General features: G+C 35.9%; 6 protein-coding genes. 5 read left to right on the top strand and 1 reads right to left on the bottom strand.

The genetic code is table 11. From position 1 onward, the window contains the following. The 5 genes from VFS71_RS04705 to VFS71_RS04685 form a co-directional block, all read left to right on the top strand. On the top strand, positions 1-271 hold a 271-nt coding region (locus tag VFS71_RS04705), incomplete at its 5' end, for a type II secretion system F family protein (protein WP_326399675.1). A gap of 643 nt (positions 272-914) precedes the next feature. Beyond that, positions 915-3995 carry an RHS repeat domain-containing protein gene (locus VFS71_RS04700; RefSeq protein WP_326399674.1) on the top strand — a complete coding sequence of 1027 codons (3081 nt, stop codon included), beginning with the start codon at positions 915-917 and terminating at the stop codon, positions 3993-3995. Positions 3996-4007: 12 nt separating this feature from the next. Then, positions 4008-8495 carry a DUF6443 domain-containing protein gene (locus tag VFS71_RS04695; RefSeq protein ID WP_326399673.1) on the top strand — a complete coding sequence of 1496 codons (4488 nt, stop codon included), beginning with the start codon at positions 4008-4010 and terminating at the stop codon, positions 8493-8495. Between the two features lie 3 nt (positions 8496-8498). Next, positions 8499-8981 carry a hypothetical protein gene (locus VFS71_RS04690; protein ID WP_326399671.1) on the top strand — a complete coding sequence of 161 codons (483 nt, stop codon included), beginning with the start codon at positions 8499-8501 and terminating at the stop codon, positions 8979-8981. A gap of 930 nt (positions 8982-9911) precedes the next feature. Then, complete coding sequence (locus VFS71_RS04685) at positions 9912-11843, top strand: amino acid permease (RefSeq protein ID WP_326399669.1); 1932 nt, start codon at positions 9912-9914, stop codon at positions 11841-11843. An 87-nt stretch (positions 11844-11930) separates the two neighbouring features. On the opposite strand, the gene VFS71_RS04680 is transcribed toward VFS71_RS04685, so the two are convergent. Beyond that, positions 11931-14517 (bottom strand): starch-binding protein (locus VFS71_RS04680; RefSeq protein ID WP_326399668.1); only part of this gene is annotated, 2587 nt, incomplete at its 5' end.

Here is a 14517-nt window from a genome sequence, read left to right as displayed (position 1 = left end):
TAAAGGGAATAGTTTGAGTGTAAGTCTAAGAGAAAACCCTTTGTTTGATAACAGAATCATTTCTTTGGTTAAAGTAGCGGAAGAAACCAACCAAACGGAATATGTTTTTAAGCAACTAAGCGAACAATACAATCAAGAAGTAGTTCAACAGTCCAAAATTATGACTACTGTTTTGGAACCTTTGATTATTCTCTTTGTAGGAGTTCTTGTCGCTGTTTTGTTGGTTGCCATGTATTTGCCAATGTTTCAACTTAGTAGTGCAATTGGGTAAGGAATTGTTGAAAAGTAAAGAATAGTAACCAATTTGTTTTTTCGGGCGTGACTTCAGAGCATAATTTTTAAGAAATATTTTTTTATAAATAGTAATAGTCATTAGAATCCACTTCGGCTTAAAAGCGTTGAGCTTGAACAGAATCCAACTCGATTCAGTCTAAAAGCACTGCATATTGACAGAATCTGATCAAGTTAACAAAATCCTGCATATTTGGTAATGTTTAAGAATAATTGGTACCATTGGTTTATACCTCTAATGTGTTCAAAAAAAGAAAAAAATCCCTGAAAGTTAAAGTGGTAAAAGATTTGCAATATTGCTTATCCTTTTTGTTTTAATAATTCGTAAAAGAAATAGAATGAAGAAAAAGGATTTAAAAGTGAATGCTACCAGCTGCGAAATTTTACAAATTTTATAGGTATCAGTACTCGATTAAGACATATGTGAATGAACTACTTATGAAATAAGATTGCAGCAATGTTAATATAGTTAATTTTAATAAGCTGATCTTCTATGTGTTGTAAATTTGTTAGGAAAAATTTTAAAAAAATTATTAATTTTTTGTTAAAAAACAAAAATGTTTTGATAATATTGCATTTTTTCAAGAAAATGAAAAAAATATCTTAATAAATAATTAACCAAAATGAAAATCAATTTAAAAACCCCCATTAAACTTCTATTGTGTTTTTTTTATTTGACACAATCGATGATTACCGTTGCCCAGTCAACCATTTCGACTGTTGCCCCGCAATTGACATTACCTTCCCCAACCGCGTTCAGTATGATAAAGTATACTGATGCTCCAATAAATATTTCAGGTGGAAGACCAGACGTAACTGTACCAATTTACACGATTAGTGAGCCCGGCATAACAGTCCCGGTCAATTATAATTATGGGGCAGGGGGGATTAAAGTAGATGAAGTAGCCTCTTCCTATGGCTTGGGCTGGAATCTTACAGCCGGAGGATCCATTACCAGAGTTGTACGAGGTATTATGGACGAAAGCGCACGTCCAAAACGAAAAACTGATTTTGATGATATGTCGGTACTGATTGGTGCGGCCAGTATTCCCGATATTGGAACATTAAGAGTTGCTGCAGGTAAGGGAACTGACTACGGTTGTGAGTACTTTGGGATTAGGGGTTATAATAAGTATAATGGAGGTGCGACCTCTGAAGATTTAGAACCAGACGTATTTTATTTTAACTTCAATGGTTACTCCGGGAAGTTTATGTTTCAAAATGGATTATATTCGGGTGATGGGGCTCCTGTTTTTTTTCCAAAAAGGGATGATATAAAAATTAGCAAGGTTTTTAGTACGGATTCTCTATACCCAAATAGGGCAGACATCAGAAGAATTATAAAAGAATGGGTACTCACAACTCCTGATGGTATTCAATATTACTTTGGACAAAACAACCTTAGAGAAATTAATTTTAACTTCATTTATAATACGGAACCTGTAACTGATAGAAAAGAAGAAGTAACGGGCTGGTTCTTAACCAGAATTTACAACCCCGTGACTAAGGAGGAGGTAACCTTTACCTATAGCCAGCACAATTATTCGTACAAATATACAACAGATGAATTTTATGCTAGAGCAGAAACCAATTATGACCCTTGCTTCAAAGATGCTAAGTTGACAATGCTTTCACTTCAATCAAATATTGGTATAGCTGGCGTAAAAACCTATGTATTGAGCGAGATTAATTCGAGTAAAATAAAAATTTCCTTTAAAGGAACCGCCAATAGGGAGGATGTAGACAAATACGATGTGTTGACAAGCGAGACTTATGATAATGCCAATGTGATTGACCAAATTGAAATTTTGGATAAGTGGCACAATAAAATAGTGAAGAAATTCGATCTCAATTATTCCTATTTTATTTCAAGTAATCAAATTTCTTCTTACTTGACTACTTATGGGACGAGTAATGATTACAAACGGTTGCGTCTAAATAGTATCTCCGAAAAAAATATAAATAGCGAAGCTTTGCCTCCTTATGTTTTCACTTATTATGATGAGTCGACATCTTTAACCCTTCCCAGAAGACTTTCATTTGCAAGGGATAATTGGGGATATTATAATGGTGCGCTTGGAAATGTTAGATTGTTATCAACATGTAATTTGCCGGCCGACAGAAGTTCTAATACTAATTTAGCAAAAGCATTTATGCTACGAACCGTGCAATATCCAACGGGGGGAACACATTCATTTGAATACGGTTATAATGCGGGGTTGCGTTTGGATAAAGTTTCGATTAAGGATATCAATACTAACACTCTGATCGAAAATAAATATGCTTATGACCAAGGTACATTGCTAAATATTAGCAATGACCATAGTTTTAGGGATCTGGGGCAAATTGCGGATGTTACGGTCATTGCTGAAAATACATACGTTAGCTATTGCGAAACAGCAATCCCTACTTCTGACCCCGCATATGCTCCATTCGGATATTATAATAATACCAAATATATGCAGGCAAATTCTTCCTTTGTCCCACCCAATACTGGTACAACCTATAATCCTTTTATTGTATTATCTTCGGCACCTATCTTATCTACGCAAGTCGCAAATTATGCATCTCCCATTTATGGTTATGTATCGGTAACCAATTTGGAAAATAATGTGCCAAAAGGGAGGAAGGAATATGGCTTTAATAGGCCCAGTTATTTAAGTGCTGTAGATAAATATCCTACGATCCCCGAAGAAAACAGCTTGTATGGAAAACCCACTTACGAAAAGTGGTATGATGCCAATAATACTCTTTTAAAAAGTGAAATATACGAATATCAGGAAAACACAGATTCAAGACGGGTACCGGGAGTAGTATTCAGTAAAAGTAATTGTTGGTTAAATACAACAGGCACGAGTATAACACCTCCCTACACAGGGGATATATTGTTTTATCGTTTTTATGATTTAACCTCTAAATCATATCTGCTAAAAAAGAAAACAATAACAGAATATTTTGGCGGACAGACTTTGGTAAATACTGAAGATTATACATATACTTCTAATAATATTAATGATTTGCCAACACAAATATCACGTACTGATGCTAGTGGAAGCATAGTAGCTGAAACCAAAAAATACTCCAGTCAATTAAATGGTTCAAGTGTTCCATTATCAAATCTTTATACCGCTAACCGACTGCAGGAATTAATTGAGACGAAAACCACAAAAGATGTAAACACCATTAGCTCCGCTAAAAAAGAATTTAATGTCTTTTCTGCGGGACCAACGATGCCTTCCATAATTTCTTCATCCAAAGGAACTAACGCGTTAGAGAGTGAATTACAGTTTTTATTTTATGACGAGAAGGGAAATCCTCTTGAATTTATAAAAACAAATGATGATTTTAGGACGGTAATGGTGTGGGGCTATAATAAACAATATCCCATTGCGGAAATAAAATCAAAATCAACTACTTATGCTTTTTTTAGTAGTTATGCCACGACTTTACAAAATCTTTCCAATTTAGACAAAGACGCCGTTTCAGAGGCAAATCTAAGAACTGAGCTCAATAAATTAAGGGTGACATTTCCTAATGATATGATCACTACCTATACTTATGATCCAAATGTTGGGATCACGAGTGTGACAGATCCCAAAGGATATACGATGTATTATACCTATGATCTTTTTGGAAGATTGGAATTTGTGAAAGATGCAGATGGCAATTTATTGAGTAAAAATGAATATCACTATAAAAACTAATTGGATATAAAAATGAAAAAATTAACCTTATTATTGTTGTCACTATTTCCAATTTTAGTATTTAGTCAAACCCAAACCGAAAATTACATAAAATCAACAACCTATTTAAACCAATTCAAGGGAACCTACGCTAATTATTCACAAAGTTTAGCACTAACCGATTTAATTTACTCCGGAGGAGGTGGAGGCGGTGGTTCGATAACCATCACCAATAATATTTTAACAGTCAGTTTTAGTGGATCTTGGTCCCAAACAGCGATGAAATTGGGAACAATAAAGGCCTTGGCGGTTACGCCTGTTTTGCCCAAAATAGAATTGGGGCCTATACTTGCTTCGGGTGTCCAGACCGGGTATTTTGCAAAAATTGAAAATAACAATTTAATTTTTTATTCCCCATTTTTTCTAAGTGGAACAACTACAACCCTATCGGCGCCAATAGCCGGCGGGGCTCCGGGAGTGAGTTTTAATGTGTCGGCCAGTAATCCCTACAGTTGTGTTGGCGGAGGCGGAGGCGGAGGCAGCAGTACGCTGGCGGTGAGTAACGGTGTTGTCAGTCTAAATGTTGGGGCAAGCTGGTCATCAACCTGCAATCTGAAGTTGGGAAACATCGTGGCGCTTCCTGTGGGGGTGAGTATTGCCAACATGGAACTGGGTATTATAAAAGATTTTAACGGATTAGAAACGGCGTATAGGGCAAAAATTGAAAATAACTGGTTAGTATATTATGCCAGTGTAGCCATTCCTGCCTTGCCTTCGGCCGGGAGTTTGAGTTTTACTTCGAATCTGGAAATCAAGTCAGAAAGCATAACTTATATAGACGGCTTAGGGAGACCAAAGCAGAATATAGCCATCAAAGCATCCCCTTCGTCGCTGGATATCGTTACCCATATTGCCTATGATTCTATCGGAAGACAAAAAAGGGATTATCTTCCCTATATGGAAACTATCGGAACGTTGGGTTCCTATAGGAGTAATGCGCTTGTGAATACCAATAACTATTACATATCGAACTTCGCTGCTGATATTAATAGTGCTAAACCTAATCCGTTTTCTGAAAAAAAGTTTGAAGCATCCCCTTTGAACAGGATTTTGCAGCAAGCTGCACCCGGCAACGATTGGTCCTTGTCAAACAATCACACCGTTAAATTCGATTATCTGGTTAATACGGCAACAGATACTGTCAGATTATATAAAGTAGGTTTTGTGGTGAATGCTGCAGCAGAAACAGTACCTACTCTGCTTTATGATTCCAACTACGAAATTGGCAGATTGTATAAAACCATAACAAAGGATGAGAATTGGAAAACAGCTGATGGGAACAATAAAACAACCCAGGAGTTTAAAGACAAGGAAGGCCGTCTTGTCCTTAAGAGAACTTTTAATGGTGGGATAGCGCACGATACACAATACGTATATGATGATTTTGGAAATCTTACCTATGTACTTCCCCCTTTGGTAAACAGAAAAAAATTATTAGATATTGTACCGTGCTCCACAACTACAGGATATGCCAACCTTAGTACTACATCTTTCGATCAAAGTTTGTTTTCTCAAACGGGGGGAGGCGGTTCCGTTACCGTAACTATTGCAAACAATGTGCTTACGGTTAATTTTGGAGGGAGCTACAATGCATCAATGTTAAATGGCAGCGTGTATATACCCACTTCTCCTTGTGCTTTGCCTGATATGACTATAGGCACAATTTCCAACGGAGATTTTAGAGCCAGCATAGCGGGAGGAAAATTGAAATTTACAAGTATTACAGGAAAAACTTCCACTAACTTTAATTCTACTCCTTTAATAGTTACGCTGCCGTTAAACAATACATCAAAAGTTCTTACGGCTTTGAACACAACCATTTTGGATGATTTAGCCTATCAGTACCGATATGACAAATACAACCGATTAGTGGAAAAAAAATTACCGGGTAAGGCTTGGGAATACATCATTTATGACAAAGCGGACAGACCTATCCTTACGCAGGATGGAAATCTAAGAACAGCCAATAAATGGTTGTTTACCAAATATGACTTTTTAGGACGACCTGTTTATACGGGGGATTATACCAATACCGTCAAGTTAAAAAGAGCAGAAGTTCAAGCTTTGGCTGATGCAGCCACGATTAAAATTGAAACCAGGCAGGCCCTAACGGCAATTAACGGAACAAACATTTATTACAGCAATACGGCATTTCCAAATGCGACTGATATCAATGTTTTTACAATCAATTATTACGATGATTACAATTTTGATTTGGATGGAAGTACCGCCGCCAACGCTGTGTCTTACGGAATCACTCCGATAACCAACCTAAAAGGATTAACTACGGGCACAAAATTGCGGGTGTTGGATTCAAGTCCGGTGAAATGGATTACCAATGTAACCTATTATGATGTTAAGGGAAGAACTATTTGCAATTACAATAGGAATAATTTTTTGGATATCACCGCCACTGTAAAAAGCAATCTTGATTTTACGGGAAAAACTGTGGAGACTACCGCAACACATCAAAAAGGGGCTACGACTCCAATCACCATTGTGGATAACTTTACCTACGATCATGTGGGCAGGCTGCTGACCCAAAAGCAAAAAATAAATGCGCAGGTCCAAGAATTTATTGCCAATAAAGCATACGACAATTTGGGACAATTAATCACCAAAGGTGTGGGAGGAGCTGTAAGTAATACATCGCGCCTGCAAACCGTTGATTATACCTATAATATCCGTGGATGGTTGAAAGGAATAAATAATGTTAATGCCATTGGAACCGATTTGTTTGCTTTCGGTATTAATTATAATGGCGCAGCCACAGGGGCTACTCCATTATATAACGGTAATATCAGCCAGACACAATGGAAAACAGACAATACGGATAAGAGTTTAAAGTACTATAATTATACTTATGATGCCTTAAACCGATTGACACAGGCAACTGATAATTTAAATAAGTTTAACGAAACAATAAACTATGATAAAAATGGTAATATCACCTATCTAAAAAGGCTGGGTGAAGTAGTTGGATCTCCTATAGTTCCGGATATAAATACTTTGTCTCATTTTGGCGTTATGGATGAACTTTTTTATTATTATGATAAAGGCAATAGGTTGATGAAAGTTACTGACGTGGCTGCTGTTGACCAATATGGATTTAAAGACGATGCCATAAACACAACTGCTGACACTGTGGATGATTATGGCTATGATAGTAATAATGTTAACGGTAACGGCAATATGACATCTGATACCAATAAGGGGATAACGGCTATTGCCTACAACCATTTAAACTTACCCACAAAAATAACGTTTCTTTCCGGTACAATAGATTATGTGTATGATGCCGCGGGAGTAAAACAACAAAAGAAAGTAAGCGGTATCACCACCGATTACACGGGAGGATTTGTTTATGAAAATAATCTGTTGCAGTTTTTCTCCCAGCCGGAGGGTTATGTTGCCAATAATGCTGGAATTTTTTCATACATTTACCAGTACAAAGACCATTTGGGTAATGTGAGGTTGAGTTATGCAGACAGAAGCAATGACGGAGCAGTTGATACCAGTGAAATAGTGGAGGAGAACAATTATTATCCATTTGGATTGAAGCAAAAAGGATATAATATTGGTTTTGCTATCGGAAAAGGGAATGCTACTGCACAGAAGTATAAGTACAACGGGAAAGAATTGCAGGATGAGCTGGGGCTTAATGTTTATGATTATCAAGCAAGAATTTACGATCCTGCTGCACCTCATTTTTGGCAGATAGATCCGTTAGCAGAAAAGATGCGTAGATGGTCGCCATACTCATATGCTTTTGATAATCCAATAATATTTACCGATCCTGATGGAATGGAACCTTTTACAGATTTATTTAATTTAAAAGGGAAAAAAATAGGGACAGACGGAGTAGATAATGGAGTTAAAATGGTAGTTACTGATAAAAAAGAAGCTAAAGAAATAGCTAAAACAGAGGGTAATATTGATTTAAATAATGTGAAATCAGGAGTAACTTTGCCGAGTGATGCAGTACTTAAAGAAAGTCTTAATGTTTTAGACCGTCATATAAAAGGAGGTGGTTTAAAAGAGGAGAGTTCTATTGTTACGAATGGAGGAACTGCTATTAGGGGCGAAACGGGTCCTGTGCCAACGATTGTCAATAATGTTCAAACTGCACCTAGTACGCTACCTAAATTACCTATAGGAGGTACACCTGCAGATGTAGAAGCTACTATACACGCACATCCAACAACGGTTCAACAAGTAGGTAATCAAATTTATCCTCAGTCCGCAAGTACTCCGTCATCTACAGACCACACAACTTTTTCTCAATATAATACAAATATTATTGTTGGTCCTTTAGGTACAGTAACTAGTGCAACAGCTAATCCTGATGGCTCTGTAAACATTCCACATAGAGCTAATGGTGCTGCTATATATAATGGAGGTAATTCAACTCCTAGGGTTGAGTTAGAAAAACGGGCAATAGAAAATATTTTAAAAAACTAGTTTATGAAAAATCTGAATTTGATTCTATGTATTTGTTTATTATGTTTTACTAATATAACGATGGCACAGGAAAAAAATAAAACTATAAGTTTTATATTAGTAGTTGATGGTGAAGTATTAAATGCGAATGTAAGTATTACGTTTTTAATTGGTTCTGAAAATTCAGATGATAAAATTTTTGCAACATATTATCCTGGCACATTATCAATGAGTCAAGCGGATTATGAAAAATTGATTTCAGATCACACTAAAAGCTTCTATTTAAAGTATTATCAAAATAATTATGTTAATGGTAAATTAAATTATTGTGATTTTGTAATTGAATATAATAAAATTTGGCTACAGGACACATATAATATACTTCGCTTATATAATCTTGAAAAAGGAAAATATAAAAACAAGATTGAACCACTTTCAAAGACTAAGAATTATACTTTTGAGGTAGAATCATCAAATGGTCAAATGTTAAGAGTGAGAAAAAGTTAAAAAAAAATTTTTTAACTTTTTCAAATGTCATTTTTTGACAAACTTGAAAAGCCACTTCATTAAGGAGTGGCTTTTGTGTTTATACTCTGCTAATATCACAATTCCTTTATAATAAAACGTCCCAGTGCTATTCACATAATGCTTTTACAAAAAAGAGTTCCTTGTAAGGGACTCTTTTGAAAACTAATGAGTTAAGAAAGAACTTGAATTCTATTTATAAAAAAGCATATCACTGGATTAAATCTGGTTGAAAGGCTTTTAGTAGTTATAAGTTTTACATTTATTTTGTTGATTTACTACTATTCTCTGTTTTTTTTGCTCTGCAAAATGAGTTTTGTAATTGCTGACAGCAATTGGTTTGCCATAAAAAGTTTCTTTTGGAGTATTACCTTGTAAAGAAAATTGAGGACGAATTGTATTATAATTCAAAACATCTTCTGATAAAGCGGTTGTTAGTTTTTTTCTGTTATCTAAATTTCTAGGTAATAAAAATTAATGTTTGATTATTTTATTGAATGCTTCGATTTTTGAATTTGAAAATGGAATGTCTCTCTGAGCAATTAGATGCCTTATATCAACATCAGTAGTGATCAAAAAGTCTCTAACAATTGAATTTACATTTTCGATACCATATGTCCAATTCACTATTACAATATCAACTTCCAATTTGATGTTTTTATGTTTTAAATTTATTTAAATAAAAATTGAATTATATTTTGTTTAAATGTATTTTTTGAATGTATATTTGACTTTTTTTAAGGATAAAAAGAGAAATGTTGTTTTAATATCCCAATATTATAAAAAATCAGAATCATAACTTTAAAGAATGAATATGTTTTTTATATTTGGCCTTTACTATTTTTTTCTTTTTTATTAAAAAATTATAGCAAAAAATACAAAATATTAATTTTTAACGGTAAAATTTACAACATGGCATTAAAAGGGCTTTTTAGAAAAAAAACGGTTCAAGATATTTTAAAGCAGGTCGAAAAAAATAATTTGGAGGGGCATGAAGCGTTAGGAAAGCATTTGACAGCCAAAGATTTAACCGCTTTTGGAATTGCCGCAATTGTTGGGGCCGGTATTTTTAGCACTATAGGAAAAGCTAGTTTTGACGGAGGACCAGCTGTAATTTTCTTGTTTCTGTTTACAGCTGTTGCCTGTAGTTTTGCAGCTTTTGCCTATGCTGAATTTGCTTCAATGGTTCCTGTTTCGGGAAGTGCTTATACTTATTCTTATGTTGCTTTTGGTGAATTAATTGCCTGGATTATTGGCTGGGCACTGATTATGGAATATTCTGTTGGGAATATAACGGTCGCCATATCATGGAGTGATTACTTTACGGGGCTGCTCTCGAGTGGCGGAATCGATTTGCCGCAATGGGTACAAATGGATTATTTAACGGCTTCCAATGGTTTCAAAGATGCTACAGCCTTGATGGAAGGTGGGAAGACTTTTGAAAACTTGAGTTCAGGAATGCAAAACGCTTATACAGCCTGGACTACTTCGCCAATGATTGGTTCTTTTCATTTTGTGGCCGATTTACCTGCATTATTAATTATTGTCTTGATTACAGCCTTGATTTATCGTGGAATGAAAGAATCCCGTAATGCAAGTAACATAATGGTTGTGGTTAAATTGTGTATTGTTCTTTTGGTTATCGCCGTTGGGATATTTTATGTAGATACTACAAACTGGAATCCTTTTGCACCCAATGGTGTTTCGGGAGTTTTAAAAGGAGTGTCAGCGGTGTTCTTTGCTTATATTGGATTTGATGCTATTTCGACTACAGCCGAGGAATGTAAAGATCCACAGCGCGATTTACCAAGAGGAATGATGTGGGCAATTATTATTTGTACAATTCTTTATATTGCCATAGCATTGGTTCTAACAGGAATGGTGAGTTATAATACTTTGAATGTAGGGGATCCATTGGCTTTTGTATTTGATCAATTGCATTTAAAATGGATGTCGGGAATTATTGCGGTAAGTGCCGTGGTTGCTATGGCGAGCGTATTATTGGTTTTCCAAATGGGGCAACCGCGTATCTGGATGAGTATGAGTCGTGATGGTTTGTTGCCAAAAAAATTCTCTAATGTACATCCAAAGTTCAAAACACCTTCTTTTGCCACTATTGTAGTTGGTTTTGTTGTGGCGGTTCCTGCCTTGTTTATGAATTTAACGATGGTTACCGATTTATGCAGTATCGGAACATTGTTTGCTTTTGTTTTGGTTTGTGCAGGTGTTTTGGCATTGCAAAATAGAACCGATATTCCAAGAGGGAAATTCAAAACTCCTTATGTTAATTCCAAATATATATTCCCATTATTGATTATCATTGCTTTAGTGATTTCTTTTACCTACAATAAAAAAGCAACTATGGGTTTCATTACAAATGAAACTAAAACTAATAATTCGGAATTTATTATTACGTCATTAAATAAGGAAGAGACACAAAAAGTGTATGATTATTTGGTAAGTATTGAAGGAAAAACTAATGCTACCGAAAAACTGGATGTGGAGCATTTGTTGAGTCAATATCAAGAAGATGATGCAAAGTATGCTAGTGTAGTTGCTGGATTGCCAATTTCGGATTCCATTAAATATGAAAGCGGATTTGATTTATTCAAACACAAAATACCAATGTGGATTTTCTTAATAGTAATCGTTGGATTGGTTTTTTGGTCCTTCAAAGAAAATTTGTCTTTGATTCCGCTTTTGGGTTTAATCTGTTGTTTGTATATGATGGCAGAATTGAGCGTTTGGAACTGGATTTACTTTACTGTTTGGTTGCTTATAGGATTGGTGATTTACTTTGGCTTCAGCCGAAAAAACAGTAAACTGAATACTCAAGAAGTTTAATAAACTTATAAAAATATAAAAAGCCGTTCTGAAATAATCTCAGAACGGCTTTTTTGTTTTAAATCCCCGTCGCAATAAAGTTGGGTTCTATTTTTTCATGATTTTTTGCATGGTTTCTTGTCCGTTTTCTAATCGGATGACAATAAAATAAAGTCCAACGCTTAAACGACTTACGTCAATGGTGTTCTCATTTAGTTTGCCTTCCTGAACAATGCTTCCTTGTGCGGAAATAATAGTGTAATTATTTATAGGACTCGTCGAACTGATTTGCAAAGTCTCATTTACTGGATTTGGATATAAGCGAATAAGATATGTTTCTTCTTCAGCAGCCACTACTGGTTTTACAGCCATTTTAGCAGTAGTTGCGCCCCAAGTATAAGAGTAGCCATCAGTTTTGTTCAGCAAATCTGGTGTTTGATTTGCAGAACCACTTGAGCCATTATTGAAAATTATATTTACAGATGTAGGACCAGTAATAGTGTACTTATAAAAACCATTTGTGTCGGCAACCATCGTCACACCAGGCCAAGTTGTGTTGGCAACACTTCCTGTAGGAACAGCATTCCAATAGTGTAATTTAGGAGCCGATGTCCAGCTTGTTGGAGGCTTAAAGTAAACGGTAAGAGTTGTTGCTGCGCTAAAAGTATAAGTCTCCGTTTTAACCGCTGAACTAATACCGGTCATATTTTTGACAAATGCCTTAAGGGTTGTTGTGCTTGTTAATGCCAATGTTTTGCTTCCAATTGCAGATGGAGAAGCCGTTGTTGGAGTTGTTCCATCTAATGTGTAATAAATAGTAGAAGTTGTTTCATTAGCTGTCAAAACTGCATTTACGGTTGTTCCGGTTGTAAAAGTACCTCCTAGCTGTGAGTTGGTGAAATCAGGAGCGATAACAGGACATCTGTTGGTTGGTTCGGCAGATAGCCAAGCAGAATCATAATATTTAATTCCCGCAGTTGCTGTTAAATCTCCTGTTTTTAGAGTTCCATCATTGAACAGTAAATTTGATGCCGTCACTGTTGATGGGAAAGTGTATTTATACCAATCACCACAATCTTGGGTCATTGCCACTCCTGGATAGGTTACGGCAGGAGCAGTTCCTGTTGGAGACCAGTAGTATATTTTTACGGCAGCATTCCAATTGGACGGTTTTTTAAAATAAACGGTGAATGTCGTTGGAGCGTTAAAAGTATAAGTTTCAGTTTTAACGGCAGAACTAATACCGGCTACATTTTTTACAAAAGCTTTAAGGGTTGTTGTACTTGTTAACGCGAATGTTTTGCTTCCAATTGCTGAAGGCGAAGCGGTTGTTGGTGTTGTTCCGTCTAATGTGTAATAAATAGTAGAAGTTGTTTCATTAGCAGTCAAAACTAGATTTACGGTTGTTCCTGTTGTAAAAGTTCCTCCAACCTGAGAGTTGGTGAAATCAGGAGCAATAACGGGACATCTGTTACTTGGCTCTGCAGATAGCCAAGCGGAATCATAATATTTAATTCCTGCAGTTGCTGTTAAATCCCCTGTTTTTAGGGTTCCATCATTGAATAATAAATTGGATGCAGTCACTGTTGAAGGGAAAGTGTATTTGTACCAATCTCCGCAATCTTGTGTCATTGCCACTCCCGGGTATGTTACTGCTGGAGCTGTTCCTGTTGGTAACCAGTAGTATATTTTTACGGCAGCATTCCAATTGGATGGTTTTTTAAAATAAACTGTAAATGTCGTTGGAGCGTTAAATGTATAAGTTTCTGTTTTAACGGCAGAACTAATAGCAGCCACATTTTTGACAAATGCCTTAAGGGTTGTTGTACTTGTTAAGGCAAATGTTTTACTTCCAATTGCTGAAGGCGAAGCGGTTGTTGGTGTTGTTCCGTCTAATGTGTAATAAATAGTTGAAGTAGTTTCATTAGCAGTCAAAACAACATTTACGGTTGTTCCAGTTGTAAAAGTTCCAGCTGCTTGTGAGTTAGTGAAATCAGGAGCAACAACAGGGCATCTGTTGGTTGGCTCGGCAGATAGCCAAGCGGAGTCATAATACTTAATACCTGCGGTTGAAGTTAAATCCCCTGTTTTTAGGGTTCCGTCATTGAATAATAAATTTGATGCAGTCACTGTAGAAGGGAAAGTGTATTTATACCAATCACCGCAATCTTGTGTCATTGCCACTCCTGGGTATGCTACAGCTGGAGCTGTTCCTGTTGGTGACCAATAGTATATTTTTACGGCAGAATTCCAATTGGATGGTTTTTTAAAATAAACCGTGAATTCCGGGATTGCTCCAATCGTGTACGTTTTTGTAATAATTTCAGATTGGTTTCCTTCATTATCTACAGCGAAAACTTTAACTGTTGTAGTTTGAGCAATGTTAATTGTTTTTGTAGACTCAGCAAATGACGATGAAAGAGTAGGAGTAGAACCATCAGTTGTATAATACAATTTTGGTTTTGGATCCGTGCTGTCTGTAGCCGTAATAGTTACATCAAAAGCTGTTGGCGAGTTAGTAGTGTCAGGAGTAAAAGCAACTTTTGGAGCTACATCCAGATTTTTTCCAACCCATACATGCTGAATTTTAGATTTGGTTACATTTCCTTTTTTATCAGTTACTTCAACGTAATAATCTAATAATTTTTCTGAGATTCCAGCAATTTCAGCGTAGTATTGACTGGCGATTACATCT

The organism is Flavobacterium sp. (assembly GCF_035760125.1).
Taxonomy (GTDB): domain Bacteria; phylum Bacteroidota; class Bacteroidia; order Flavobacteriales; family Flavobacteriaceae; genus Flavobacterium.
The sequence above is the reverse complement of the archived record's forward strand: the minus strand, read 5'-3'. Positions and strand labels throughout refer to the sequence as shown.

Coding starts and splice junctions, on each gene's coding strand:
- VFS71_RS04690 (WP_326399671.1), top strand. CDS start 8,499: ATGAAAAATCTGAATTTGATTCTATGTATTTGTTTATTATGTTTTACT.
- VFS71_RS04685 (WP_326399669.1), top strand. CDS start 9,912: ATGGCATTAAAAGGGCTTTTTAGAAAAAAAACGGTTCAAGATATTTTA.
- VFS71_RS04695 (WP_326399673.1), top strand. CDS start 4,008: ATGAAAAAATTAACCTTATTATTGTTGTCACTATTTCCAATTTTAGTA.
- VFS71_RS04700 (WP_326399674.1), top strand. CDS start 915: ATGAAAATCAATTTAAAAACCCCCATTAAACTTCTATTGTGTTTTTTT.